The 26381-nt window shown below is 72.9% G+C and carries 23 protein-coding genes and 1 pseudogene; 13 read left to right on the top strand and 11 right to left on the bottom strand.

What is annotated here, in order from left to right:
* Nucleotides 1–75 precede the first annotated feature (75 nt).
* Nucleotides 76–855 (bottom strand): hypothetical protein, encoded by a 780-nt coding sequence (locus ABZ854_RS21925; protein WP_361213416.1) that lies wholly within the window; start codon nucleotides 853–855, stop codon nucleotides 76–78.
* Nucleotides 856–1393: 538 nt separating this feature from the next.
* Here ABZ854_RS21925 and ABZ854_RS21920 point away from each other — a divergent pair.
* Together ABZ854_RS21920 and ABZ854_RS21915 are read left to right on the top strand one after the other, a co-directional pair.
* Nucleotides 1394–2044, top strand: coding sequence for a transglycosylase family protein (locus ABZ854_RS21920; protein WP_361213413.1), 651 nt, complete (start codon nucleotides 1394–1396; stop codon nucleotides 2042–2044).
* Nucleotides 2045–2445: 401 nt separating this feature from the next.
* The gene (locus ABZ854_RS21915; RefSeq protein ID WP_361213410.1) at nucleotides 2446–2661 is read left to right on the top strand and encodes an I78 family peptidase inhibitor; all 216 of its coding nucleotides are present in this window, start codon (nucleotides 2446–2448) and stop codon (nucleotides 2659–2661) included.
* Between the two features lie 20 nt (nucleotides 2662–2681).
* Here ABZ854_RS21915 and ABZ854_RS21910 read toward each other — a convergent pair whose 3' ends face one another.
* Nucleotides 2682–3701 (bottom strand): phosphatase PAP2 family protein, encoded by a 1020-nt coding sequence (locus ABZ854_RS21910; protein WP_361213407.1) that lies wholly within the window; start codon nucleotides 3699–3701, stop codon nucleotides 2682–2684.
* A gap of 220 nt (nucleotides 3702–3921) precedes the next feature.
* The gene (locus tag ABZ854_RS21905) at nucleotides 3922–5226 is read right to left on the bottom strand and encodes a mannosyltransferase family protein (RefSeq protein WP_361213404.1); all 1305 of its coding nucleotides are present in this window, start codon (nucleotides 5224–5226) and stop codon (nucleotides 3922–3924) included.
* Nucleotides 5227–5485: 259 nt separating this feature from the next.
* Between ABZ854_RS21905 and ABZ854_RS21900 the strand changes: the two are divergent.
* Nucleotides 5486–7030, top strand: a pseudogene (locus ABZ854_RS21900) (MFS transporter); the annotation flags it as partial.
* 743 nt (nucleotides 7031–7773) lie between these two features.
* Entirely contained in the window at nucleotides 7774–8964 is a 1191-nt protein-coding gene (locus tag ABZ854_RS21895) for an acyl-CoA dehydrogenase family protein (protein WP_361213401.1), read from the top strand.
* Between the two features lie 59 nt (nucleotides 8965–9023).
* On the opposite strand, the gene ABZ854_RS21890 is transcribed toward ABZ854_RS21895, so the two are convergent.
* On the bottom strand, nucleotides 9024–9461 hold the full coding sequence (locus ABZ854_RS21890) for a cell division protein SepF (RefSeq protein ID WP_129309927.1): 438 nt from the start codon (nucleotides 9459–9461) through the stop codon (nucleotides 9024–9026).
* Nucleotides 9462–9794: 333 nt separating this feature from the next.
* Here ABZ854_RS21890 and ABZ854_RS21885 point away from each other — a divergent pair, with 333 nt between their 5' ends.
* From ABZ854_RS21885 to ABZ854_RS21875, 3 genes are all read left to right on the top strand, one after another.
* A complete protein-coding gene (locus ABZ854_RS21885) occupies nucleotides 9795–10982 on the top strand; it encodes a DUF5685 family protein (RefSeq protein WP_361213397.1) in 1188 nt (395 codons plus the stop codon).
* Nucleotides 10983–11359: 377 nt separating this feature from the next.
* Complete coding sequence (locus ABZ854_RS21880; protein WP_361213394.1) at nucleotides 11360–12268, top strand: S1 family peptidase; 909 nt, start codon at nucleotides 11360–11362, stop codon at nucleotides 12266–12268.
* Between the two features lie 372 nt (nucleotides 12269–12640).
* A complete protein-coding gene (locus tag ABZ854_RS21875) occupies nucleotides 12641–13723 on the top strand; it encodes a S1 family peptidase (protein WP_361213391.1) in 1083 nt (360 codons plus the stop codon).
* Nucleotides 13724–13725: 2 nt separating this feature from the next.
* Here the strand turns inward: ABZ854_RS21875 and ABZ854_RS21870 are convergent, their stop codons facing one another.
* Nucleotides 13726–14823 (bottom strand): DUF3533 domain-containing protein, encoded by a 1098-nt coding sequence (locus ABZ854_RS21870; protein WP_361213388.1) that lies wholly within the window; start codon nucleotides 14821–14823, stop codon nucleotides 13726–13728.
* A gap of 154 nt (nucleotides 14824–14977) precedes the next feature.
* Here ABZ854_RS21870 and ABZ854_RS21865 point away from each other — a divergent pair, with 154 nt between their 5' ends.
* Complete coding sequence (locus ABZ854_RS21865; protein WP_361213385.1) at nucleotides 14978–18502, top strand: DNA polymerase III subunit alpha; 3525 nt, start codon at nucleotides 14978–14980, stop codon at nucleotides 18500–18502.
* On the top strand, nucleotides 18499–19473 hold the full coding sequence (locus ABZ854_RS21860; RefSeq protein WP_361213382.1) for a hypothetical protein: 975 nt from the start codon (nucleotides 18499–18501) through the stop codon (nucleotides 19471–19473). The genes ABZ854_RS21865 and ABZ854_RS21860 overlap by 4 nt, the downstream gene beginning before the upstream one ends.
* Nucleotides 19474–19490: 17 nt before the next feature.
* On the opposite strand, the gene ABZ854_RS21855 is transcribed toward ABZ854_RS21860, so the two are convergent.
* A complete protein-coding gene (locus tag ABZ854_RS21855; RefSeq protein WP_361213379.1) occupies nucleotides 19491–19865 on the bottom strand; it encodes a cupin domain-containing protein in 375 nt (124 codons plus the stop codon).
* Nucleotides 19866–19955: 90 nt separating this feature from the next.
* On the opposite strand from ABZ854_RS21855, the gene ABZ854_RS21850 reads away from it, so the two are divergent.
* Nucleotides 19956–20402 (top strand): MarR family winged helix-turn-helix transcriptional regulator, encoded by a 447-nt coding sequence (locus tag ABZ854_RS21850; RefSeq protein WP_361213376.1) that lies wholly within the window; start codon nucleotides 19956–19958, stop codon nucleotides 20400–20402.
* Between the two features lie 169 nt (nucleotides 20403–20571).
* The gene (locus tag ABZ854_RS21845) at nucleotides 20572–21435 is read left to right on the top strand and encodes an alpha/beta fold hydrolase (RefSeq protein WP_361213373.1); all 864 of its coding nucleotides are present in this window, start codon (nucleotides 20572–20574) and stop codon (nucleotides 21433–21435) included.
* 73 nt (nucleotides 21436–21508) lie between these two features.
* Here the strand turns inward: ABZ854_RS21845 and ABZ854_RS21840 are convergent, their stop codons facing one another.
* Together ABZ854_RS21840 and ABZ854_RS21835 are read right to left on the bottom strand one after the other, a co-directional pair.
* Nucleotides 21509–22495, bottom strand: a complete 987-nt coding sequence (locus ABZ854_RS21840) for a lytic polysaccharide monooxygenase (protein WP_361213370.1) — start codon at nucleotides 22493–22495, stop codon at nucleotides 21509–21511.
* A gap of 166 nt (nucleotides 22496–22661) precedes the next feature.
* Entirely contained in the window at nucleotides 22662–22799 is a 138-nt protein-coding gene (locus ABZ854_RS21835; protein ID WP_129309938.1) for a hypothetical protein, read from the bottom strand.
* Nucleotides 22800–22910: 111 nt separating this feature from the next.
* Here ABZ854_RS21835 and ABZ854_RS21830 point away from each other — a divergent pair, with 111 nt between their 5' ends.
* Nucleotides 22911–23531 carry a class I SAM-dependent methyltransferase gene (locus ABZ854_RS21830; RefSeq protein ID WP_361213367.1) on the top strand — a complete coding sequence of 207 codons (621 nt, stop codon included), beginning with the start codon at nucleotides 22911–22913 and terminating at the stop codon, nucleotides 23529–23531.
* 56 nt (nucleotides 23532–23587) lie between these two features.
* On the opposite strand, the gene ABZ854_RS21825 is transcribed toward ABZ854_RS21830, so the two are convergent.
* Together ABZ854_RS21825 and ABZ854_RS21820 are read right to left on the bottom strand one after the other, a co-directional pair.
* Entirely contained in the window at nucleotides 23588–24106 is a 519-nt protein-coding gene (locus ABZ854_RS21825) for a DUF402 domain-containing protein (protein WP_361213365.1), read from the bottom strand.
* Entirely contained in the window at nucleotides 24087–25016 is a 930-nt protein-coding gene (locus ABZ854_RS21820; RefSeq protein ID WP_361213362.1) for a GNAT family N-acetyltransferase, read from the bottom strand. Before ABZ854_RS21820 ends, ABZ854_RS21825 begins: the two co-directional genes overlap by 20 nt.
* Nucleotides 25017–25086: 70 nt before the next feature.
* On the opposite strand from ABZ854_RS21820, the gene ABZ854_RS21815 reads away from it, so the two are divergent.
* Entirely contained in the window at nucleotides 25087–25455 is a 369-nt protein-coding gene (locus tag ABZ854_RS21815; protein ID WP_361213359.1) for a GntR family transcriptional regulator, read from the top strand.
* 144 nt (nucleotides 25456–25599) lie between these two features.
* Here the strand turns inward: ABZ854_RS21815 and ABZ854_RS21810 are convergent, their stop codons facing one another.
* The gene (locus ABZ854_RS21810) at nucleotides 25600–26370 is read right to left on the bottom strand and encodes a DUF72 domain-containing protein (protein WP_361213356.1); all 771 of its coding nucleotides are present in this window, start codon (nucleotides 26368–26370) and stop codon (nucleotides 25600–25602) included.
* Nucleotides 26371–26381: the final 11 nt, after the last annotated feature.

The following is a 26381-nucleotide window of genomic DNA, read 5'->3' as shown; positions in this document are numbered from 1 at the left end:
GGGGAACGGCGCTAGCAACCACCACGCACCCGCACCCGCCGACGAACAGCACTCACCCGCCCCGAGGGCGCAAACTCAGGTACCGGCAAGAGGCAGAGCAGCGGCGACCAACTTCCCACTCCCCGCAGCCTTGTCGAGAGACTCCCGCAGCAGATCCTCCCGAGGCTGCCGCCCGATCGACCCCACCGGCGCCGCGAACATCAGCACCTGCTGATGCTTGTTCGCCGCCGCCCGCCAGCTGTCCGTGACCTGCAGCGGCTGGTGCGCCTGCCACCACGCCACCGGCTGTCCGCCGTTCGGCGACGGCTGCAGCACCGCGTGCAGCTGGCCCACCGCGAGCAGCACCGACCAGCCGTGCAGCACCGGCGGCACCGTGGTCAGCGCGGTCACCGGCATGAAGCCCTGCTCGATGAGGAGCGGCAGGAAGTCGTCGCCGGCCCCGGTGGAGCCCGGCCGCACGATCGGCGCGGTCGGCTCGACGACCAGCGCGGGGTGCAGCTCGCCCTCGATGAGGACGAGTCCGCTGGTCACGCCGAGCACGGCCTGCTCGGGCACGGCCTTCTCCGGCTGGCCGACCGGCCCGCTCCCGATCGAGCGGACGGCGCCCTGCAGTTGCTCCTCGGTGACCTGGACGACCTGCGAGGGCAGGCAGCCGGCGTGGGCGAAGGCGAGGACGGCAGTCTCGTCGCCGACGAACAGAACGGTGCTGGTGCGCTCCTGCCCGGAGTCGCCCGGGGTGCGGCAGGACGTGCAGTCGTAACTGCCCGGGGCGTTCTCTCCGGCGAGCAGCCGGTCGGCTTCTTCGTCGCCGATCTCGGCGCGTACGGCGTCACTGACGTCGAGCATGCGCGGCACGGTGGCTCCCTCGGGATGCGGTGCTGGGTCGGCCGGGCGGCTCCCGGCCCTGAGCCCCGGGGTTCCGGGCTCATGAAGATGACAACGGAGGACCTGTGGCCGGGGTCACGCACCGCGGGGAACGGAATCGAACCATCCCGAGCACAGCGTCACGTCCCGCCCGGAACCGGCCACTCAGCGTCAACTTCGCGCGTCGTCAAGGAACTTGTACGGGTGAAGTGAGTCACAGATCCTCTCGACTGCTGGTCGACATATCCGGAAATCAGCGGATGAAGGTGCTGGCCGAAAATCGCCGATACCCGGGGTAATGACCAACTGGCCTGGGCGGACCCGGAGTTGGTTGCCGCCGGGCGCCCCGGCTCCCTACATTCCTCCGCCGTGTGCATCGAGCACCGCTCGGGTACGTCCGCCGGCCGGCACAGGCAGCGCAGCATCGCCGCACCGGCCGCGGCGGACGGGGCGGGCGCGAGGAACCGCGAATCAGCGCGGCGAGACGCGCTCCGTCCGGGGGAGCCCGGGTTCGTGGAGAGGGAACCACATGTCCGAGTGTGCCCATACCAGCCGTACCACCGCGCGTCCCGGCAGTGCCCGCAAGGGCCGTACCGCGGCCGTCCTCGCCGGAGCCGTCCTGCTGGCCCCGCTGGGGCTGCTGGCCGCGACCGGCGACGCGGCAGCAGCCGGCAACGGCGTGTGGGACCGCATCGCCCAGTGCGAGAGCGGCGGCGACTGGCACATCAACACCGGCAACGGCTACTACGGCGGGCTCCAGTTCGCCGCCGGCACCTGGCGCGCCTACGGCGGTACCGCGTACGCTCCGACCGCCGACCGGGCCTCCAGGAGCGCGCAGATCGCCGTCGCCACCAAGGTCCAGCACGCCCAGGGCTGGGGCGCCTGGCCGGTCTGCTCGGCCCGCGCGGGAGCCTCGGGGTCCGCGCCGTCGGCGGCCTCTCCAGCCGCCTCGAAGGGCGACGTGACGACGAAGTCCGCCCCGGCGAAGGCGCCGAACCGCCCCGCGGGCCACACCAACCGCAGCGCCGCGCGCGGCGACTACACCGTCCGCGCGGGTGACACCCTCAGCAGGATCGCCGCCCGGCACGGGATGACCTGGCAGCGGGTCTACGCCGCCAACGCGTCCGTCATCGGCGGCGATCCCGACCTGATCGTCCCGGGCCAGCGCCTCGCGCTCTGACCCGTCACGTCCGGCACCCCCGCGGCCCGCGGGGGTGCCGGCGTTTTCCGCCTCCGGGGGACGCGTCCCCGTGCGGCGAGGATGTGCGCATCGCGTGAAATTCTCATGAGAACGTCGGGCGCCCTGCCGTCCCCCCCGGAATCCGGGAGAATCCCCTTGAGAAGGCGCTCCCGCCCCTTCCCGGGGCGTTTTCCGGCGTCACCATTCGAAGGGGGTCGCCGACACGCGGAAATCGAGTTCGATCAGCTCGGGAAGCCGTACGGAAACGCTCGTACGGGTGAGCAATTTCGGCCGGAACGGGTGTCGGGAACCTGTGACAGAAGTGTGACCGGAGGGGGACGCGTGCCGGGTGGTGCCAGGCCCTGCTTCCGTCGTCGGCCCCCGCGGCCTAGCGTGGCCGCATGACATCTTTCCCCACTCCGCCGGCGGAGCCCCAGGACAGTCCGGACGGGTACGTCGGCCTCGACGGCGCCCACGCCGAGCGGCTCGCCCGGGAGCGGGGGTGGCACACGGTCCGGTCGCTGCCGCCGGGTTCGATCATCACCATGGAGTACCAGGTGGGCCGGATGAACTTCGAGGTCAGCGACGGCCGGGTGTCCCGCGCCTGGAAGGGCTGAACCGGACGCCCAGCCATCCGTCAGGGGCGGGCCGGCTGGGTCGTGCCGCGCGGGACGCGTTCGGCGTGCGGCGGACGGCGGCTGCCGGCCGGGGTGACCGGGGTGCGCTCCGAGCGGGCCGAGTGCGCGCCGGTGGTGCGGTACGCCGGGGCTCGTGGGCCGCGCGCCGGTGCGACGGGCTCGCGCGCCGGGGTGGGCTGCTCGGCGGGCGCGGCACGCTGTTTGAGCAGCACGGGGGCAGGGGCGACGGGGACGGCCGGTGCGGGCACCGGGCGGCCACGACGGGCACGCCAGAGGTCGCGCAGGTCGAACAGCGCGTTCTCGGCCCGGGTGATCAGCGGCTCGAACCAGGGCAGGGCGAGCAGGATCAGCAGCCCGGCGGCCCAGCCCAGCAGCACGTCGCTCAGCCAGTGCGTACCGAGGTAGACGGTGGTGAGGCCGACGCCGAGGGAGGTGATCGCCGACAGGGCCGAGAGCCAGCGGCGAGCGCGCGGACTGGAGGCCAGATAGGCCAGAATTCCCCAGGTCACCACGGCGTTCGCGGTGTGGCCGCTGGGAAATATATCGCCGCCCATGCCCATCTCGTTCGAACCGATCACGGTCGCGTAGTGCGGACCGAGCCGCCCCATCCCGAGCTTGGCGGCGCCGACCGTGATGTTCAGCAGCAGCAGCGAGGTCGCCAGCGTCAGCAGCGGGCGCAGGGTGTGCTGCCGCCAGGAACGCCAGCCCAGCCAGGCCGCGACCATCACCGCGGTGGGGCCGCGCTGGCCGAGCACCACGTAGTAGTCGAGGAACGCGTGGATCTGCGGCCACTGCTGGTACGGGCGGAAGAACATGACCTGCCAGTCCAGCCGGACCAGCCAGGAAGTGATCACCACGGCCCACACGATCGCCAGGTAAAAGGCGAGGGTCGCCGTGAACAGCACGACCCGGTGCCGGCTCATCCTGGGCACGTCGATGTGAGCCGGTCGTTCCGGCTCACGGTCCAGCCTGGCGAACACCCGGTCCAGACGCCGGGTCAGGCTTCGTTCGGTACGCACCCAATCGACGTTACAGCGAGTGAGCTGTGTTCCCTGTCAAAACAGCTGGGTCGTGATGACGATGTGATGTGGGAAACGTCTCAACAGCGCCCAGAATTCCACTGGTTCCGCAATCCGTTGAGAAGGCTTCCGGCAATTCCTTTGATCATGCCGGGCGGCAGTCTTATGGCACTTATGAATTCGTTCACCGGTTCACCGGGTGGAATGGGTGCGGGAGGGGTCACGGCGGGCCGGAACCGTTCAGCCAGAACGCCCCGTAGATCGCCGAGGCCACCGCCACACCCGCAACGGTCAGCACCGACCGGGAGCGGCGCGTCCGGGCCAGGGCGCGGGCGAGCGGCAGCAGCAGCGGGAACGCGGGCATCAGCAGCCGGGGCTTGGAGCCGAAGTAGCTCGACGCGCACAGGGCGAGCGCGAGCACGACCCCCGTGTAGACGAGCAGCGGCAGCGGCTGCCGCTGCCGTACGCCCGCCAGGTAGAGCCGGACGAGCAGGGCGACGCCGGCGATCAGGCCGAGGCCGACGAGCGCCGACGGGAACGACGTGAGCTTGCCGACGGCGAAGCGGGCGAAGGCGTACCCGCCGTCGAAGCCGTTGCGCCAGCCGGCCTGGACGTCGAGGTAGCCGAAGAGGCCCTTTCCGGTGCGGTGGCCGACCCACAGGACATAGCCGGCGGTGCCCAGCGGGGCGATCAGCAGACCGAGGGCGCGGCGCAAGGAAGGGGGGGCGCCGGGCAAGGCGGGGGCGTGCGAGGCGAGAGGGAGGGCGCGTGCTGTGTTGTGCGCGCTGCTCGCGCTCTGTACGCGCCCGGCGCGCGCGCTGCTCGCCGGGCTCGGGGCGCATTCGTCGTCGCGTGCGCCGTGCGCCCCCCGCGCGCTTCGGTCTCGCACGAACGAGACAAGGCCCGCCGCCCACACCGCCGCGACCACAGCGAGCCCTACCGGCCGGGTCAGCCCGGCGAGCGCCGCCAGCGTCCCTGCGGCCACCCACCGCCCGGTCAGCACCGCGTACAGCGACCACGCGGCCAGCGCCGTGAACAGCGACTCGCTGTACGCCATCGACTGCACGATCCCCACCGGCAGCACGGCCCACAGCAGCACCGCGTACAGGCCTGCCCGCGCCCCGTACACCCGCTCCGCGACCGCGAAGATCCCGCCCGCCGCCGCCAGCGAGGCCAGCAGGCTCACCACGAGACCGGCGTCCGCGTACGACAGCGGCCCGCACGCGTGCAGCAGCCGCTCCAGCCAGGGCAGCAGCGGGAAGAACGCCAGGTTGGAATGCAGGTCGCCGTTCGGCAGCCGCACCTCGTAGCCGTACCCGAGGTGGGCGACCCGGGTGTACCACAGGGCATCCCAGCGCGCGGTCAGCAGCGTGTACCCGCTCTTACAGCGCGCGGCGCTCCACACCGCCAGCACGACCAGGCCCAGGGCGCGCACGGCGGCGTACCCGAGCAGGGCCGGAGCCGCCCGCCGGACAGGCCCTAGGGGGGCGCGGGCCGGGGCCACGCGCGTCGCGAGATCGGTCACGGGCTCGATTATCGACCGGACCGGGAACCCGGCCGGCCGCCGGGGCGTTTTCAAGGGCGGAGGACGTGGCGTACGCCACATGGGTTCCCTGCCGCGTGTGAGAGGTCCGCCACGCGTCCGCGGAACGAACTCGCGTACGCTCAGGTGTCACCCGCGTGGGATCGCGCGGGCCGGAGACCCCGCTCCTCTCCGGCCGTACGACGGGAGTCCCCACCCCGTCGGTCCGCCGCACGCGAGGGATCATCTGGGAGGTACGTACATGTCCGGGACGACCACGGCCGCCGCACTGCTGCGCCGTCGGGCGGCCGGGGCCGGTGCCAACCGCTGGGTCGTGCTCGTCGTCCTCTGTGTCAGCCTGCTGCTCGTCGCCCTCGACGCGACGGTGCTGCACGTGGCGGTCCCCGCCGTCACCGAGGACCTGCGGCCCGGCGCGATAGAACTGCTCTGGATCGTCGACGTCTACCCACTGGTCTGCGCCTCGCTGCTGATCCTCTTCGGCACGCTGGGCGACCGGGTCGGCCGCAGACGCATCCTGCTGCTCGGCTACGCCCTCTTCGGGGTCGCCTCCGCGGTGGCCGCGTTCGCGCAGACCGCCGAGACGCTGATCCTCGCCCGCGCCCTGCTCGGCGTCGGCGGCGCGATGATCATGCCGGCCACGCTGTCGATCCTCCGCCAGGTCTTTCCCGACCGGCGCGAGCGCGCGCTGGCCATCGGCATCTGGAGCGCTGTGGCCGCGGTCGGCGCGGCGGTCGGACCGCTGCTCGGCGGATTCCTGCTGGAGCACTTCTGGTGGGGCGCGGTCTTCCTGATCAACATCCCGCTGATGCTGGTCAGCCTGCCGGTGGGCCGGATCCTGCTGCCCGAGTCGCGCGGCGACGGGGCCGGCCCCTGGGACGTGACCGGCGCCCTGATGGCGGCGGTCGGCCTGTTCGGCGTCGTCTTCGGCGTGAAGCGGCTGGGCGGCGGCGAGCCGGTGGCGAGCCCGCTCACCGTGCTGCCGCTGCTGATCGGTGCCGCACTCGTCCTCCTCTTCGTACGGCGCCAGCGGCGGCACCCGCATCCGCTGGTGGACCTGCGGATGTTCCGCCGCCCGGCGTTCAGCACCGCCGTGGGCTGCATCGTGCTGGCGATGCTCGCCCTGGTCGGCCTGGAGCTGATCGCGGCGCAGTACCTGCAACTGGTGCTCGGCCTCTCCCCGCTGCAGACCGGCCTGCGGCTGCTGCCCCTGACCGTCGCCGCGATGGCGGCGGGCCTGGCCGGCGCGCGGATGCTGCGCCGCTTCGGACCGCGCCGGATGGTGTGCTTCGGCTTCTGCCTGACCGCCACCGCGGTCGTGACGCTGACGGCCATGGGCGGCGTGGACGACGCGCCCCTGCTGCTGACCGGTTTCGTGCTGCTGGGCTTCGGCCTGGAGATGACGCTGTTCGGGGCGTACGAGTCGATGCTGAGCGAAGCCCCGCCGGCACAGGCCGGCGGTGCGGCGGCGATCGGCGAGACGTCGTACCAGCTCGGCGCCGGCATCGGCATCGCGCTGCTCGGCAGTGTGATGAACGCCGCCTACGCCCCCGGCCTCGCCTCGGTGCCGGGCGTCCCGGCACGGGCCTCGGCCGCGGCGAGCAACTCGCTGGGCGAGGCCTACGAGGTCGCCGGGCATCTCGGCGGCCCCGCCGGAGCCGCCCTGCGCCACACGGCCCGGCACTCCTTCGTCCACGGCCTCCATGTCACGCTCCTGGTCAGCGCGGGCCTGCTGCTGCTCGGCGCGGTCATGGCCCTGCGCCTGCCGCGGGTGATGCACTGCCCCGAGGAGAACACCGAGCCGGGCCTCGCCGTCCACAGCGGCCTCCCCGCCGAGACCGGCTTCCCCGCCCCCAGGCAGGCCGAGCGGCCGGCACCGGCCGCCGGGGCCGGGCAGCGGGAGTGGCCCGCGACGGTCGCGCGGTCACGGGAGACGGAGTGGCTGCGGTCGGCCGAGCTGCCGACCGGGGCCGAGCGGCCGTGGGCCGGCGAGACACCAGTGGCGGCGGAGCACGCGCAGGCGGCCGAGTCGTCGGCGGCGAGCGAACACCCGTGGGGGAGCGGGGCGCCGGCGGCGGACGGCGGACTGCGGGCGATCGGCAGGCCGCGCACACCCGACGGGTCCCCGAAGACCGACGTGCCCCGGAAGGCCGACGAGCCCTGGAAGGCCGACGAGCCCTGGAAGGCCGACGAGCCCTGGGCGCTCGGCCTGCCCCGCGCGATCGGCAGGCCCCGGGCGGCCGAGGACCACCGGGCGGCCGAGGCCCTCCGCACGGCCGACGGCCACCGCACCGCCGACGACCCCGGCTCCGGCAGCGCCGCACGGACGGCTGACAGCCGCCCGGCCGCCGACGGCCGCCGGACCTCCCGGACCGCCTCGGCGGACAGGTCCCGCGCACCCGGCAAGCCCCGGGTGGGCGCCGCTCGAGTGGTGGCGCTGGACGCGGGGGACGGCGCACCGTAACGTCGGCTCCGGAATCGTAACTAGCGCTGCTAGTTTTCAGAGTGCCTCAGTGTGCCGGAGGGTGTTCCATGTCCGCGTCCGCGAAGCTGCCCCCGTTCGACCCCGCCGACCCCCTCGGGATCGACGACCTCCTGGACCCGGAGGACCTGGCCGTCCGGGACACCGTGCGCGCCTGGGCGGCCGACCGCGTCCTGCCGTACGTCGCCGACTGGTACGAGAAGGGCGAGCTGCCCGGCATCCGTGACCTCGCGCGCGAACTCGGCTCCATCGGCGCCCTCGGCATGTCCCTGTCCGGGTACGGCTGCGCCGGCGCCACGGCCGTGCAGTACGGCCTGGCCTGCCTGGAGCTGGAGGCCGCCGACTCGGGCATCCGCTCCCTGGTCTCCGTGCAGGGCTCCCTCGCCATGTACGCGATCCACCGCTTCGGCAGCGAGGAGCAGAAGCAGCGGTGGCTGCCCCGCATGGCCGCCGGCGAGGTGATCGGCTGCTTCGGACTCACCGAACCCGACCACGGCTCCGACCCCGCCTCCATGCGCACCCACGCCAAGCGCGACGGCGGCGACTGGATCCTCAACGGCCGCAAGATGTGGATCACCAACGGCTCGGTCGCCGGGGTGGCCGTCGTCTGGGCGCAGACCGAGGACGGCATCCGCGGCTTCGCCGTACCGACCGACACCCCCGGTTTCTCCGCCCCGGAGATCAAGCACAAGTGGTCGCTGCGCGCCTCGGTCACCAGCGAACTCGTGATGGACGACGTACGGCTGCCCGCCGACGCCGTGCTGCCGGAGGTCACGGGGCTGCGCGGACCGCTGAGCTGTCTCTCGCACGCCCGGTACGGCATCGTCTGGGGCGCCATGGGCGCCGCGCGCAGCAGCCTTGAGGCGGCCGTCGACTACGCGAAGTCGCGGGAGCAGTTCGGGCGGCCGATCGGGGGCTTCCAGCTCACCCAGGCCAAGCTCGCCGACATGGCGGTCGAACTGCACAAGGGGATTCTGCTCGCCCATCACCTGGGGCGGCGCATGGACGCGGGCCGGCTGCGTCCGGAGCAGGTCAGCTTCGGCAAGCTCAACAACGTCCGCGAGGCCATCGAGATCTGCCGCACGGCGCGGACGATCCTCGGTGCCAACGGGATCTCCCTGGAGTACCCGGTGATGCGGCACGCGACCAACCTGGAATCGGTGCTCACCTACGAGGGCACCGTCGAGATGCACCAGCTCGTGCTGGGCAAGGCGCTCACCGGGCTCGACGCGTTCCGCTGAGCCCGTCGGCGGCCCCGATGGTCTTGTAGGGGGAGGCAGGGCCGGTGAGCGGCCCTGCCTCAGCTCTGGTTGAAGAAGCCGTCCGAACGGTGCTGGGACGCGTCCCCGCTGATGATCTCCGTGTCGGCCGGGGTCAGCAGGAACACGCGGTTGGACACGCGGTCGATCGAACCGCGCAGGCCGAAGATGAGCCCGGCCGCGAAGTCGACGACGCGCTTGGCGTCGGCCGGTTCCATCGCCGTGAGGTTCATGATCACCGGGACGCCGTCCCGGAACAGCTCGCCGATGGCGCGGGCGTCCCGGAAGCTGTCCGGGGTGACCGTACCGATCCGGCGGTCCTTCTCCTCGGCCTTGTCCGTGGCCACCTTCACCCGGGGGTCCGTGACCCAGGCACCCTCGGACTCGGCGCCCTCGGTGTAGTCGTCGTCGTAGTAGCGCTCGTCATCGTTGTCGTCGACGAGGCCGAGCCACGCACTCGCCTTGCGTACCGATCCCATGGACGCCTCCTCTCACAGCGGTCCTTCTTGCTTCCGCATCCCTATGGTCATCCATGATGCGGACGGCGCGCCAAGTGAATAGACGCCGCGCGGGGGGTTTGTGACGGTACTGGTGCACAGCGCGTCCGTCGAGAGTCCTTGTGCCCCAAGGGTCGTGACTCATACGGCTGCTGACTGTGAGTGAAATATGATTGTCATGGGCGTACGGGTGATGCACGGTGCGTACGGGTGAACGAGCGGACCGATACGCCGCTTATACGACGTCGGTACGAGCGGACGGTCGGCCGATACGATGCGGCGGCTCAACATCGCTTCACGCCACGGGGGATCGTCGTGTTCGGAATCGTACGACCATGCAGTCACCGGCTCGGAGAGGGCCTCAAGGCCCAGTGGATGGCGCACATGTGCGGCCTGTGCCTGGCCCTGCGCCGCGATCACGGACAATTCGCCCGAATCGTGACGAACTATGACGCACTGCTCATATCGGTTCTGACGGAGGCTCAGGCCGGAATTCGGGGTACGTCGCGGCGCACCGCCGGCCCGTGTCCGCTGCGCGGGATGCGCACGGCGTCCGTGGCCAAGGGTGAGGGGGCACGGCTGGCCGCCGCCGTGTCCCTGGTGCTCGCCTCTGCCAAGATCCGCGACCACGTCGCCGACGGGGACGGTCTGCTGGCCCGCGGGCCGGTGGCCGTCGCCGCGCGCCGGGTCGCCGCGAACTGGACGCGGGCCGGGGCGCGCGGCGGTTCGGCGGTCGGGTTCGACACCGCCGTCCTCCTGGACGCCGTCGAGCGCCAGACCGGCGTCGAGGCGCTCGCCGGGCACGGCACCCCGCTGCTCGCGGTCACCGAGCCCACCGAGACCGCGACGGGCGCCGCCTTCGCTCACACCGCCGTCCTGGCCGGGCGGCCGGGCAACGCCGGGCCGCTCGCCGAGGCGGGCCGGCTCTTCGGCCGGCTCGCCCACCTCCTGGACGCCGTCGAGGACAGGGACGCCGACGCCGCGTCGGGCGCCTGGAACCCGCTGACGGCCACTGGAACGTCCTTGCCCGAGGCGCGCCGGCTCGCCGACGACGCCCTGCACGGCATCCGCCTGGCCCTGCGCGAGGCCGAGTTCACCGACGGCGCGCTGGTCCACCGGCTCCTCGTCCACGAACTGCGCCGATCCGTGGACCGGGCGTTCGGCGCGGGGCACGCGAGGCATGGCGCGCATCAAAGGCCACTGCATGAGGGCTTGGGCCACCCGAACCTGAGTCACCCCAACCTGGGCCACCCGGACGTGGGTCGGCCCGGTTTCGGGCACCCGCCCGCCCACAAGCCGCGCGGCTTCCTGGCCGGCTGCGGCATGTTCGCCCTCCTCTGCTGCGGCTGCCGGATGTGCTGCGCCGAGGAGTACGAGGGCCCCTGGTCCCGGAAGAAGCGCGAGGGCTGCTGCCGGGACTGCGACTGCGACTGCCCGTGCGACGGCTGCGACGGCTGTGATGGCTGCGGCGACTGCTGTTGTTGCCCGTGTGACGGCTGTTGACCAGGAGCCGCCCACTGATCCTCCTCTTGGGAGCGGAAGGCCCTACGGGGCGGGGGCCCGTGAGACGCTGCCGGAGTGGCGGGGTCCTGACGTGTACTGGTCAAGAGAAGGGCAGTGCACGGTCCGGAGCCTGATCCGCTAGGCGAACGCGCGTAGTTCGGCCGAAGGTTGAAGGCTGTACGGCCGAAAGGCGCCCTTGTGCCGACCGGCCGTTCGGCCGAATACTCCCCCTCAGCGCTTGCCGGGGGCACGCGCTGCCGGAAACCTGAGACATCGGAACCCGGTGCGCACGGCCTCCGTACGCGATGCCCCCTGGCTGCGCCTCACGGGCCCCGACCCCACGCGGGCCCCCGACTTCCCCTGGGAGGGAACGACACGTGAGGATCAAGCGCACCACTCCCCGCACCGGAACGGCGAGACGGACCCGGCTGGTCGCCGTGACCACGGGCCTGCTGGCCGTGGCCGCGTTCGCCGCCCCCACCGCCAACGCCGCGAACGCCGGCGACAACCACACGTTCAGCGCCAACCAGCTCACCCGTGCGAGCGACTCCGTCCTCAAGGCCGACGTCCCGGGCACCGCCTGGGCGGTGGACAGCAGGACCGACCGGGTCGTCGTCACCGTCGACAGCACCGTGTCCCCGGCCGAGATCGCCAAGATCAGGCGGCAGGCCGGCGCCGGCGCGGACGCGCTCACCATCAAGCACACCGACGGGAAGTTCAACAAGCTCATCACCGGCGGCGACGCCATCTACGGCGGCCAGTACCGCTGTTCGCTGGGCTTCAACGTGCACAGCGGCAGCACGTACTACTTCCTGACCGCCGGCCACTGCGGCCAGGTCGCCTCCACCTGGTACAGCAACTCCAGCCACAGCACCGTGCTGGGCACCAACGTCGGCTACAGCTTCCCGGGCAACGACTACGCGCTGGTGCGCTACACCAACTCGTCCGTCTCGCACCCGAGCGCGGTCGGCGGCCAGTCCATCACCCGGGCGGCCACGCCCAGCGTGGGCCAGACCGTCTACCGGCGCGGCTCCACCACGGGCACGCACAGCGGCCGGGTGACCGCGCTGAACGCCACCGTCAACTACGGCGGCGGTGACGTCGTCTACGGGCTGATCCAGACCACGGTCTGCGCCGAGGGCGGCGACAGCGGCGGCCCGCTCTACTACGGCAGCACCGCCTACGGTCTGACGTCCGGCGGCAGCGGCGACTGCTCCTCCGGCGGTACGACGTTCTTCCAGCCGGTCACCGAGGCGCTGAGCCACTACGGCGTGAGCGTCGGCTGAGGTTCGTCCGTCCTCCCGGCCCGCCGGTGGTGGGCCACCCGGGCCCCCGTACGCCGCGGCGTACGGGGGCTTCGCCGTGTCCCGCATCGGCTGTGTCCCGCATCCCGCATCCAAAGGGGCGGAATCGAGCCACCGTTGGCGGTCGACGCCCGGTGAGAGGTTACTCGCTCGTAGTGTTTGCAGTGCGAATTCCCAGGGACGACTGGCCTCGGTCCAGTGGGGCGGGGGCGTACGGGGTACCCGTGCGCGCGTCCTGAAGTCGACCTTGTGTGCTCCCTGTGCGGCTCGGAATAGTGGGCGCCCGTCAACCAGCCTTCCGTCCCGTGAGTCCCCACAACTCCGCGGGTCGATCCCCCCACAGGAGGACGTGAGTTGCAGCACCGACGCATACCCAGGCGACGGGCCGCCGTGATCGGAGCGGGCATCACCGCCCTGGTAGCCGCGGGAGTCACCTTCCAGACTGCGAACGCCAGCGAACCCTCCCACGCCGCAACGCAGCCCCGGGTCCTGTCGGCCCCGGCGGCCGGAAAGCTCGCCTCCAGCCTGCTGAGCGGCCTCGGTTCCGGCGCGGCCGGCAGCTACTACGACGCCGGGTCCCAGAGCCTCGTCGTCAACGTGCTCGACCAGACCGCCGCCAGGACCGTCGAGGCGGCCGGCGCCAAGGCCAGACTCGTCACCCACTCCCTCGCCGAACTCGACGGCGCCCGCGCGATGCTGAAGAAGGACGCGACCATCCCCGGCACCTCGTGGGCGACCGACCCGGTCAGCGACAAGGTCGTCGTCACCGCGGACCGTACGGTGTCCACGGCGCGGTGGGGCAAGCTCTCCCAGGTGGTCGCCGGGCTCGGCGGCAAGGCCGAACTCAAGCGGTCCAAGGGGACCTTCAAGCCCTTCGTCGCCGGTGGCGACGCGATCACCGGCTCGGGCGGTCGCTGCTCGCTCGGCTTCAACGTGGTCAAGGACGGGCAGCCGTACTTCCTGACCGCGGGGCACTGCACCGAGGCCATCTCCAGCTGGTCGGACTCCTCGGGCGCCGTGATCGGCCAGAACGCGCAGTCCAGCTTCCCGGGCAACGACTTCGGGCTGGTGAAGTACACGGCCGGTACCGATCATCCGAGCGAGGTCGACCTCTACAACGGCTCGGCCCAGCAGATCACCGGCGCGGCGGAGGCGACCGTCGGCATGAAGGTCACGCGCAGCGGCTCCACCACGCATGTGCACGACGGCACGGTCACCGGCCTGAACGCCACCGTCAACTACTCGGAGGGCACGGTCAGCGGGCTCATCCAGACCGATGTGTGCGCCGAGCCCGGGGACAGCGGCGGCTCGCTGTTCTCCGGGAGTAACGCCATCGGGCTGACCTCGGGCGGCAGCGGTGACTGCACCTCCGGCGGGGAGACGTTCTTCCAACCCGTCACCGAGGCGCTGTCCGCCACGGGGAGCCAGATCGGCTGACGTTACGGCGACTCGGAGCCGCTGAGGCCGTCGGGGTCCCGCGCCGGGTCCGTCCGGGGCGGGACCCTTCCGTGTGCGCGGGCGCGGAGGGTGGCCATCAGGAGGGTGACCGCGATGCCGCCCAGGGCCCAGCCCGCCAGGACCCAGAGCGCGCCCGTGCTGCCGTTGCCCCGGAAGTAGGCGATGGAGCGAGCCGCCCAGGTGCCCGCGCCCGGCGGCAGGGTCGGCCCGATCGTGCTCCAGAAGGGGGGCAGCAGCGGGAAGGGGAAGGCGCCGCCGGCGCTCGGGTTGCCCGCGATCACCACCAGCAGGATCGCCAGGCCGATGCCGACGATGCCGAAGACGCCCTGGAGGGCGAGGGTGGCCGCGCCCACCGCGAAGGTGATCAGGGCCCCCAGCCCCCACAGGGCGTACACGCTGCCGGGCAGGGCGCCCAGCGCGGGGCCCACGATCAGCGCGCCGCCCAGCCCGCCGGCGGCCGCCACCAGCGCCATCGCCGACAGGCGGATCACCGCGCGCCGGGGGTTGGCGGGCCGGGCGCCGGTGCTGACCGCCAGGGCCGAGGCGCACAGATAGCCGCCCACGCACCAGCCGACGACGAGGTAGAACGACGACAGGCCGTTGAAGTCCCCGGCCGAGGCGGGGGCCACGTCCACCACGCGCACGGTGCGGTGCTGGGCCGCGTCCAGGCCGGTGATGAGGTTCTTCAGGGTGGTGGCGAGGGCTGTGCCGCCGCCGGTGGCCACCAGGAGGGTGTCGGTGGTGCCGCGGGGGTCGACGACCAGGGCGCCGTCGAGGTCCCGGTGCAGGATCCGGCTGCGGGCGGTCCGGGCGTCCGGCACGGTCCGGGGGCTCAGCGGGTGGCCCGCCAGCTGGTCGAGCCGGGTCACCGTCCGGTCGGCCACGGGCTGCGGGGCCACCACCCCGAAGGCGATGTCCCGGGGCTGTGGGTGGTGCAGGGCGCCCACGTAGGAGGCGATGAAGAGCAGCTGGAGAGCGATCACACCGATGACGAGCGCCGTGGCCCGGGGGGTCACGGCGTCCTTCAGCTCGGCGAGGAAGGAGCGGTCGGGCGGGGCCGCCCCGGCTGTTCGGCTCATCCCCCCACGGTCCGGGCAAACCGGTGTTTGCGCAGGTGGGAGGCGGCTGAACGGATGTCGCACAGATGTTCGAGAATGGAGGTATGGTGGGGTGACGGGGTAGGGAACTGATGTTCGAAGAGTCGTTCGGGGCTCACGAGTGCGGGAGGTGCGTGTGCCGGGCTTCGCGCATCTGCACACCGTCTCCGGGTTCTCCCTGAGGTACGGCGCCTCGCATCCGGAGCGGCTGGCCGAGCGCGCCTCGGAGCGGGGCATGGACGCCCTCGCGCTGACCGACCGCGACACCCTCGCCGGCGCCGTGCGCTTCGCCAAGGCCTGCGCCGGGGCGGGGGTCCGTCCGCTGTTCGGGGTCGACCTGGCGGTGGGCGCGCCGGAGGCCGTACGACGGGAACGGCGTCGTACGCCGGTGCGCGGGGGTGCCTTTGTCGATGAGTCGACCCCACGGGTGACCTTTCTCGCCCGGGACGGCGCCCGGGGCTGGGCTGGCCTGTGCCGGCTCGTCACCGCCGCCCACCGGGGCGAGGGCCCGCCCCTGCTGCCCTGGGGCGAGAACCACGGGGACGGGCTGACCGTCCTGCTCGGGCCGGGCTCGGACGTGGGGCGGGCCCTCGCCGCCGGCCGTCCCGACCGGGCCGCGAAGCTCCTCGGCCCCTGGCGCGAGGTCTACGGCGACGCGCTGCGGCTGGAGACCGTCTGGCACGGCCGGCAGGGCACCGGCGCCGGGTCCCTGCGGCTGGCCGCCCGTACCGTCGGCTTCGCCGCCGAGCAGCGGATCCGGCCCGTGCTCAGCAACGCCGTCCGCTACGCCGACCCCGGCCAGGGCCCGGTCGCCGACGTGCTGGACGCCGCCCGGCGGCTGGTGCCGATCGACCCCGCCGGGGAGCTGGACTCCGGCGAGGCCTGGCTGAAGGACGCCCGCGCCATGCTGCGGGTCGCCGAGCGGGTGGTGGAGGCGGCCGGCTACCGGCGCGACACCGCCCACCGGCTGCTGGAGCAGACCGGGGCCACGGCCGCCGCGTGCCTGGTCGACCCGGAGGACGACCTCGGCATCGGCACCGTCCACTTCCCCGAGGCCCGCCTCGTCGGCGCCGGCCGCCGCACCGCCCAGCGGACGCTCGCCTCCCGGGCGGTGGCCGGGATGGTCCGGCTCGGGTACGGCGGCCGGCGCGCGTACTGGGAGCGGATGCACGACGAACTGGACATCATCGCCCACCACGGCTTCGCCTCCTACTTCCTGACGGTCGCCCAGGTCGTGGACGACGTGAAGGGGATGGGCATCCGGGTGGCGGCACGCGGTTCCGGCGCGGGCTCCCTGGTCAACCACGTCCTCGGCATCGCGAACGCCGACCCGGTCGAGCACGGGCTGCTGATGGAGCGCTTCCTGTCCAAGGAGCGCGTCGTGCTGCCCGACATCGACATCGACGTGGAGTCCGCGCGCCGGCTGGAGGTCTACCGGGCGATCATCGGCCGGTTCGGCACCGAGCGGGTCGCCACCGTCTCCATGCCCGAGACCTACCGGGTGCGGCACGCCGTCCGGGACGTGGGGGCCGCGCTGTCCATGGACCCGGCGGAGATCGACCGGGTGGCCAAGTCCTTCCCGCACATCCGCGCCCGGGACGCCCGCGCGGCGCTGGCGGAACTGCCCGAACTCAAGGAGCTGGCGGGGGAGGAGGATAAGTACGGCAGGCTGTGGGAGCTGGTCGAGGCGCTAGACGCCCTCCCGCGCGGGGTCGCCATGCACCCGTGCGGGGTGCTGCTGTCCGACGCCTCGCTGCTCGCCCGTACGCCGGTGGTGCCGACCAGCGGCGAGGGGCTGCCCATGTCGCAGTTCGACAAGGAGGACGTGGAGGACCTCGGGCTGCTCAAGCTCGACGTGCTGGGCGTGCGGATGCAGTCGGCGATGGCGCACGCGGTCGCCGAGGTGGAGCGGACGGCCGGTGAGCGGATCGAGCTGGACTCCCTGACGCCGGGCGACCCGGCGACCTACCAGCTCATCCGGTCGGCGGAGACACTGGGCTGCTTCCAGATCGAGTCACCGGGCCAGCGGGACCTGGTGGGGCGGCTGCAGCCGAGCACCTTCCACGACCTGGTCGTCGACATCTCGCTGTTCCGGCCCGGCCCGGTCGCCGCCGACATGGTGCGGCCGTTCATCGAGGCCCGGCACGGGCGGGCGCCCGTCCGGTACCCGCACCCCGACCTGGAGCGGCCGCTGAAGGAGACGTACGGCGTCGTCGTCTTCCACGAGCAGGTCATCGACATCGTCGCCGTGCTGACCGGCTGCGGGCGCGGGGAGGCCGACCGGGTCCGGCGCGGGCTGTCCGACCCGGAGTCGCAGGGGCGGATCAAGGTGTGGTTCGCCCAGCAGGCGGCGGCGAACGGGTACGACGCGGAAACGATCCGGCGCACCTGGGAAATCGTGGAGGCCTTCGGCAGCTACGGCTTCTGCAAGGCGCACGCGGTCGCGTTCGCCGTACCGACCTACCAGTCGGCATGGCTGAAGGCCCATCACCCGGCCGCCTTCTACGCCGGGCTGCTCACGCACGACCCCGGGATGTACCCCAAGCGGCTGCTGCTGGCGGACGCGCGGCGCCGCGGGGTGCCGATCCTGCCGCTGGACGTGAACGTGTCGGGAGTCGCCCACCGTATCGAACTGGTGTCTGAATCGCCCGGGAATCCGGGGCGTTGGGGGCTCCGCCTCGCCCTGTCCGACGTGCACGGCATCAGCGAGGCCGAGGCGAAGCGGATCGCCGGCGGACAGCCGTACGCCTCCCTGCTCGACTTCTGGGAGCGGGCCCGGCCGAGCCGTCCGCTGGCCGGCCGGCTGGCCCAGGTGGGCGCGCTGGACGCGTTCGGCGCCAACCGGCGCGACCTGCAACTGCACCTGACCGAACTGCACCGGGGCGCCCGGGGCGGCGGCGGGGGCCAGCTCCCCCTGTCCGGAGGGCGGAAGACCGCCCCGGCCGGGCTGCCCGACCTCACCGCGTCGGAGCGGCTCAGCGCCGAGCTGGGCGTGCTGTCCATGGACGCCTCCCGCAACCTGATGGACGACCACCGGGAGTTCCTGGAGGAGCTGGGCGTGGTCTCCGCGCGCCGGCTGCGCGAGGCCCGGCACGGCGAGACCGTGCTGGTCGCGGGCGCCAAGGCGGCCACCCAGACCCCGCCGATCCGGTCCGGCAAGCGGGTCATCTTCTCCACGCTGGACGACGGCACGGGCCTGGTCGACCTCGCCTTCTTCGACGACTCGCACGACGCCTGCGCCCACACCGTCTTCCACTCCTGGCTGCTGCTCGTGCGCGGGGTGGTCCAGCGGCGCGGCCCGCGCAGTCTCAGCGTGGTCGGTTCGGCCGCCTGGAACCTCGCCGAACTCGTCGAACTGCGCGCCGGCGGCGGCCTCGACGAGGTGGCGGCCCGGCTCGCCGAACCACCGGGCGCGCCCGGGGACGGTCCCGCGCCGGGCGGAAAGGGACCAGACGGGGAGGGGCCCTCCCGGGCCCGGCTCGCCGGTTCCGACGGGCGGCCCGCGCCGGCCGGCTCCGCCGCCCCTGAGCGGAGGGAGGGCCGCCGGATCCGTATGCCCACGGGGTACGAGATGCACCCCTGGGCCGATCTGCGCCCCGCGGGCGAAGGGCCCGCGGTGGGAAGGAAGTTGTGGCACCAGAGTCCGGGGAGTGCGGGATGACCATCCTCTGCGTACGTTTCCAGCTGCCGTCGGAGCACGAGGCGGCCCTGCCCGGACTGCTCGGGCTGCTGGAGGAGTTCACCCCGGTCGTCGAGGCGCTGCCCCCGGACGGCGCGCTGGCCGACCTGCGGGGCGCCGAACGCTTCTTCGGGCGCGACGCCGTGGAACTGGCCTCGGTGATCCGGGTCCGCTCCATCGCGCTGTACGGCGTCGACTGCGTGATCGGCGCCGGACCGGGCCCCATGTTGGCCCGCATGGCGCTGCGCGCCGCCCGGCCCGGGGTGACCTGCGCCGTGCCCGGCGACCCGGACGGCGTCGCGGAGTTCCTCGCCGGACGGCCCGTGGCCGCGCTGCCCGGCGTCGGCCCGGCGACCGCCCGCACCCTGTGCGAGTACGGCCTCGACACCCTCGGTCTGGTCGCCGCCGCGCCCCTGTCCACGCTCCAGCGGCTGATCGGCGCGAAGGCGGGCCGTGAACTGCGGGAGAAGGCGACCGGCGTCGACCGCGGCCGGGTCGTGCCGAACGCCGTCTCGCGCTCACTGGCGACCGAACGCGCCTTCGACATAGACGAGTTGAACCCAGACCGACACCGCAGGGAACTGCTGTCCGCCGCCGAGGAGATCGGCGCCCGGCTGCGCGCGGTGGAGAAGGTCTGCCGCACCCTGACCCTCACCGTCCGCTACGCCGACCGGTCCTCCACCACCCGCAGCCGCACCCTCGCCGAGCCGACCGCGCACTCGGCGGCCCTGACGAAGGCGGCCTACGGCATGTACGAGGCCCTGGGCCTCCAGCGTGCCCGGGTCCGCGCCCTCACCCTGCGCGCCGAGGGCCTGACCCCCGCCGACCAGGCCTCCCACCAGCTCACCTTCGACCCCGTGGACGAGAAGGCCCGCCGTATCGAGGAGGTCGCGGACCGGGCCCGCGCGAAGTTCGGCCCCCGCGCGGTGATGCCGGGATCGCTGGCGGCGTAATTCCTTTGCTGAGCTGCTCAGTTGGCCCACGGGGGAGTGATCACGGTGCCGTCGGCCAGCTCCGCCTCCAGGCCGACGGACGTGGTCACCCAGGACAGGGCGGTGTGGTCGGCCGGGTTCTCGACGGCCAGGGTGGCACCGGGATTGATGATCACCGTGTCGCCGGCCGAGACCCGCTCGGTGTGTCCGTCGAGGGTGATCAGCAGTTCGCCGACGAGCACGTGGAAGATCTCCTCCCGGTTGACGGTGTGCGCGGGCGCCCTGGTGCCCGCCGGGATCTCACCCCGCCAGGCGCACAGTTCCTTGCTGCCGGTCAGCGGGGTGGCGTACGAGACGAAACGGGCGCCGTGGATCTCATGGGTGACTGCTTCGGAGGAGCGGACGACGGGCATGGTGATCTCCGTTGGAAGGGAAAAAGTCAAGCTACTTGTCTATATGGTCAAGCTATTTGACCAATACGTCAAGGGTGTTTCAATGCCCCCGTGCAGAACTCCGACGCCATGGCCCTGTCCGCCGCCCTCCTCGCCGTAGCGGGGGACCTCGTCCAGCGCATCCATGACGGGGTGGCGGCCCGCGGTTTCACGGACATCCGGCCCGCCCACGGCTTCGCCTTCGCGCGGCTCGCCCCCGACGGGGCCACGGCCACCGAACTCGCCGCGCACCTCGGGGTCACCAAGCAGGCCGCCGGCCAGCTGGTCGACGAGATCGTCCGCAAGGGGTACGCCGAGCGCAGGCCGCATCCCGAGGACGCGCGCGCCCGGCTGGTGGTGCTGACCGAGCGGGGGTGGAGCTGTACCCGGGCTGCCGACGCGGCGGCCGCCGAGGTGGTGTCCGGGTGGGCCGGCCTGCTAGGTGAGGCGGAGGTGCGCGCACTGCTGGACCGGCTGGCGCGACTGGCGCCCCACGGTCCGATCAGGCCGGCGTGGTGAGAAGGCCCGGCGAACGGGCGCCTCTGGTTATCACTGGAAGTTTTTACTGACGCGTAACTTCACTCCTCTGCTACTCGCCCGTAACTTGACAAGTGAACAGCATCCCGTGATCCGGATCACAGGGCCAGGTCATCGCAACCCCACCCTTGACCCGCAAGGAGATCGCCAGATGCTGCCCTGGAAACGAGCGCTCAGACCGTTCGCCGCGCTCCTCCTCACCGCCGCGGTCGCCACCGTCCCCGCCGCCACCGCGCACGCCGCCGGCACCGCCCCCAGTACCGGCTGGAACGACTACTCCTGCAAGCCCTCCGCCGACCACCCCCGCCCGGTCGTCCTGGTCCACGGGACCCTCGGCAACTCCATCGACAACTGGCTGTCCCTCGCGCCGTACCTGGAGCACCGCGGGTACTGCGTCTTCTCCCTGGACTACGGCCAGTTGCCCGGCGTCCCCGTCTTCTACGGCCTGGGCCCCATCGACAAGTCGGCCGGACAGCTGGCCACGTTCGTCGACCGGGTCCGCACCGCCACCGGCGCCGCCAAGGTCGACCTGGTCGGCCACTCCCAGGGCGGCATGATGCCCCGCTACTACCTGAAGTTCCTCGGCGGCGCCGCCAAGGTGAACGCCCTCGTCGGACTCGCCCCCGACAACCACGGCACCGACCTGGACGGCCTCACCAACCTGCTGCCGTACTTCCCCGGCGCCGAGGACCTGATCAAGGCCACCACCCCCGGCCTCGCCGACCAGATCACCGGCTCGGACTTCCTCACCAAGCTCAACGCGGGCGGCGACACCGTCCCCGGAGTGCGCTACACGGTCATCGCCACCAAGCACGACGAGGTGGCGACGCCCTGGAAGAGCCAGTACCTGAGCGGTTCGGACGTCCACAACGTCCTGCTCCAGGACCTGTGCCCGCTCGACCTGTCCGAGCACGTGGCGATCGGCCTGTTCGACCGGATCGCGTTCCACGAGGTGGCCAACGCGCTCGACCCGGCCCACGCCTCCGCCACCACCTGCGCGTCGGCCTTCAGCTGACCGTCGTGTGCCGCCGGGGCCCGTCCGGCCTGAGCCGCCGGACAGGCCCCGGATTCCCCCGGCCGAGGACCGGCTACGACCGGCGTCCGCCCGTCGCGCGGCGCCGCACGGACAGGAACAGCGCGGCCGAACCGAGCGCCAGGGCCGCCGCGCCGCCGATCGCGAGGTACGAGGTGCCGCCCGCGGCGCCGGTCTCGGCGAGGTCACCGGAACGCCCGGCGGCCTGAGGCCGGTTGACCGGAGCCGTGGCGGCCGGCTCGACGGAGGTGCCGCCGCCGTGCGCGTGTCCGTCGTGCTTGACCGTCGACTTTCCGGCTCCGGCCTCGACCTGCGCGTCGGAGGGCGCGGAAGCGGTGGGCCCGGGGGAGCTGGGCGCGGGGGCAGTGCCGCCGGCCCCACCGGCGTTGCCGCTGCCGTTGTTGCTACCGCCGAAGTCGACGTCGGAGCAGGAGTAGAACGCCTCCGGACTGTCCGAGCGCTGCCAGACGGCGTACAGCAGCTGCTTGCCGGTCCGTTCCGGCAGCCTGCCGGAGAACGTGTAGAAGCCGCCCGAGGCGACCGGGTCCGTGGCCGTCGCGACGGGGTGCGCGAGGTCCAGCGCCGACCACGCCAGCGGCTTCGCCGGGTCGTAGCCGGGCTTCGTCAGATAGACCGTGAAGGTGCCCTTGTGCGGCGCGGTCACCCGGTACCTGAAGGTGTACGACCCGCCGTGCACGCGCGTCGCCGGCCAGTCGGCGCGGGCCAGGTCGAGCCCCTTGAACTCCTCGTTGCCGGCGCTGCACAGCTTGCCGTCCGGGATGAGCTGCCGGTGCCGCCCGGCCGCGTCGCCGATCCGGATGCCGTTCCAGTCGTACAGCGCCTGCGTGCCACCGGCCGCCACGGCCGCCTTGCAGGCCGCGGACCCCGGGTGCTCGGGGCCCTCCGCGTAGCACTGCGAGACCCGGCTGACCGGGTCGCCCATCGAACCGTGCGCGGAGGCCGGCGCGGCGGAGAGAACGGTCAGGGCGAGCGGCGCGACTGAGGTGACCGCGACGGCGACGGCCTTGCGGCGTGCGGGCATGACGAACTCCTCGGAACGGTCTCTGGGTGGGGGCTGATCCCGTGGGGGGACTCAGAAACTAGCCCGAGGAGACCGTGAATTCGCCTGCCGTCCCCTGCCGAGGGGGATTCTTATGGCGGCGTTAAGGGAGCGCTGAGGCAGGCCTCAGACAGCCGTGCCGCACACGTCAGCCGTCCGGCCACCAGGTGCGCGCGATGTCCTTGCGCACCTCCGGGCGGGCGGCGGGGCGTTGCTCGTCCGCCTCCTCGCGGATCCGGCGGCTGTCCGTCCTCTTCAGGGGCTTCTGCACGGTCACACGGCGCATGGCTGCCTCCTTCGTGCCTACCGGGTTCCGCGTCTGGCACGGAGGTAGACCCTTTCGGCGAGAGTTCCTCATCGGAGCCGGTCTGTCAGTGGCGGGTGTCACTCTGGGGACATGACGAACGACAGTGATCGCATGGTTGCGGGGCGTACCGAAGTCGACTGGGACGCGGCGGCGGCCGACTTCGACGACGAGCCGGACCACGGGCTGCGCGACCCCGGCGTGCGCGCCGCCTGGGCGGCCAGGCTCCGCACCTGGCTCCCCGGCCGCCCCGCCGACGTCCTCGACCTCGGCTGCGGCACCGGCAGCCTGTCGCTCCTCGCGTCCGAGCAGGGGCACCGGGTGACCGGTGTCGACCGTTCCCCGGCCATGGTCGACCGCGCCCGCGCCAAGCTCGCCGGCCGGGACGCCGTGGTCCTGCCCGGTGACGCGGAGGCCCCGCCGGTGGGGGAGCAGCGCTTCGACGTCGTCCTCGTACGGCACCTGCTGTGGGCGCTGCCCGGCCCCGCCCGCGTGCTGCGCCACTGGCGGGACCTGCTGCGGCCCGGCGGCCGGCTGGTGCTGGTCGAGGGTGTGTGGGGCACCCTCGACCCGGCCGGCATACCCGCCGACCTGCTCACCGGCCTGCTGGCACCCCTGGCCCGGCAGGTGCGCGTCGAGCCGCTGTCCGGGGACGAGGCGCTGTGGGGCAAGACCGTGCACGACGAGCGGTACGCGGTGCTGGCCGTGGTCTGAGACCGCCGGCATGCCGCGATGCCGTCGGCGTGCTCCGAGGTGCCGCGGTCGCGTCTTCAGGGCAGCAGCTCCTCGAAGGCGCCCTCGCGGGCCCGCCGCTCCAGCTCGTCCAGCGCGGCCACGGCCGCCGATGCCGCCGCCGGGTCGGACTCCGTCAGCCCGCTCGCGGCGAACTCGTCCTCGTCCAGCCGTCGTATGTCCGTGCCGTCGGCCGACCGCCACAGGTCCAGGTCGAGGTCCTCCACCACGAGTTCGGCTCCCGAGAGCACCGCGGGGCGGGTGACGTCGCAGTACCAGCCCTTCACCGTGCCGTCCGCCGCGCGGACCTCCTTCACGGAGTACCACCGGTCCCGCCAGTAGTGCTCGGTGAACACGTCGCCCGGCTCGAAGCGCACGAAGCCGAAGTCGCGCACGCCCTCGCCCGCCCAGGGGGCGCGCACGGACAGCCTGGTGCCGTCGTCGCCCAGCAGCTCCGCCGCGTAACGGATCTTCGTGCGGCCGCCCTTGACCAGCACGACCTCCACCAGGGCCGCCGGCCCTGCCGGCTTCGCGGGCTCAGCCGAGTTCGCGGGCATAGCGCACCTCCGACGCGCAGATCTCGTACCCGAGCCACCTGTTGACGGCGATCATCGGATCGTTGCCGGTGTCGTTGCCCGTGAAGGCCTCGGTGACGCCGGCGGCACGGGCCCGGTACAGGGAGTGGATCTTGGCGAGCTTGGCCAGGCCGCGGCCGCGGTGCGCGCGGGCGGTGCCGGTCATCGCCGACGAGTAGCGGCCGTCGCCGTCGGTGTAGGCCACGCTGAAGGCGACCGGACGGCCGTCGACGACCGCCGCCATGGTCAGCTCGCGGTCCAGCAGCGGATGCTTCCAGGTCTGCTCGACCCAGGTGTCGTAGTCGGTGAACTCGAAGCCCACGTCACCCGGTTCGTCCGCCACCGTCTCGGCGTCCAGCTCGAACAGGGGGCGCGGGTCGTCCGCGAAGTCCGCCGCGCTGCGCAGTTCGACGCCCGTCGGGACCTCCGGGAGCGGCGGCAGCGTGGCCTTCGCCAGGTCCAGGCGCAGGAAGTGGGCGGAGCGGCGGCGCTCGTAGCCGCGCCGCTCCGCGAACGCGCGGTTGGCCGGCTCGTCCAGCACCCAGCTGAACAGCGTGGTCGCGCCCTGGTCGCCCAGGTACTCCTCGGCGACCCGGGCCAGCAGGCGGCCCGCGCCGCGGCCGGTGCGGTCCGGCCGGACGTACACGTTCACCATGCCCTGGCCGGGCTCGGAGCTGTCGTACGCCAGATGGACCTGGGCGGTGCCGATCACCTCGCCGTCCTCCTCCGCCACGAGGGGGCGGTACCGGGCGTCGGGATGGGTGTGCACGGCGTTGTGGCGGACCGAGTCCGCGGTGAACAGGATGTACGGCAGGGCGAGTCGGCGGACGCGGGCGAAGCCCTCGGTGTCCGCGGGGACGTCCGGGCGCAGGTCGCGCACGATCACGGTCATGGTCCGGCACCGTACGTCGCGAACTGCCGGGGTGCCTCTCATTTTCCGCCGGGTGCGGGACAATCGGCGGGTGAGCCTGAAGATCCACATCGATGACAGCGCGCCGCCGTACGAGCAGGTACGGGCGCAGATCTCCGAGCAGGCGCGGGCCGGTGCACTGCCGGTGGGCTACCGGCTGCCGACCGTGCGCGGGCTGGCCGAGTCGCTGGGGCTCGCGGTGAACACGGTCGCCAAGGCCTACCGGGCGCTGGAGGGCGACGGGGTGATCGAGACGCGGGGCCGCAACGGAACGTACGTGGCCGCTGCCGGCTCGGCCGCGGAGCGCGAGGCGTCGCTGGCCGCGCAGGCGTACGTGGAGCGGGTACGGCGGCTGGGGCTGGGGGAGGCGGCCGCACTGTCCGCCGTGCGGGACGCCCTGCGGGCGGCTTATGGGGGGTAGGGGGCGCGGGGACATCGGCCGGGACTGAGGGGAGTTCGGCACCGCCGGGAGACGCCGTCGTGGCTGAGCGCCGTCGAGGCGGAGAGAAATCGAGCGGCGTGCTCGTCCGCCCGGCGTGGGGCGCGACGTCGCGGCGGGGACCGGTCACCGGTGCTTCGTGGGCTCCGGGGTTCGGGTCACTGCCAGACCCGCTCGTGTCGCCGCTCGTGCGAAGGTCACCGCGTCCTGGACTGCCGCGCCGCCCGGGTCGTTGTTGAAGTAGGCGTGGACGGGCTCCTCGTCCGGCCAGGTCGTGGCGATGCGGTCGACCCAGGTTTCCAGGGAGCGGTGGCCGTAGCGGGGCCAGGGCCGGGCGCGGCCCTGGTGGAAGCGGACGTAGCCCCAGGGGGCCGTGCGCCACAGCGGGGTGACGGGGCGGGCCTGGATGTCCGCCCAGCACAGGGCCGCTCCCCGGGAGGAGAGGACGTCGCGGACCTCGGGTGTCCACCAGGAGTCGTGGCGGGGCTCGACCGCGACCCGGGTGTCCGGCGGGAAGCAGGCCAGGCACGCGGCCAGCAGGGCCGGGTCGGCGCGCAGCGTCGGCGGGAGCTGGAGGAGGACCGGGCCGAGCCGGTCACCGAGGCCGGCGGCGTGCGTCATCAGCCTGTGGACCGGCTCCTCGGGCTCCTTCAGGCGCTTGATGTGGGTCAGGTACCGGCTGGCCTTGACCGCGACCGTGAAGTCCGGCGGGACGCGCTGCCGCCAGGCGGCGAAGGTGTCGTAAGACGGCAGCCGGTAGAACGCGTTGTTGATCTCCACCGTGGCGAACAGCCGCGTGTACTCCTCCAGCCACAGCCGCGTCGGGACCCCGGCCGGGTACACCAGGTCCCGCCAGTCCTTGTACTGCCACCCCGAGGTGCCGACGAACAGGGTCATACCAGCATCAA

The organism is Streptomyces sp. NPDC047028 (assembly GCF_040644095.1).
GTDB lineage: Bacteria > Actinomycetota > Actinomycetes > Streptomycetales > Streptomycetaceae > Streptomyces.
This window is presented reverse-complemented; position numbering and strand designations above follow the sequence as displayed.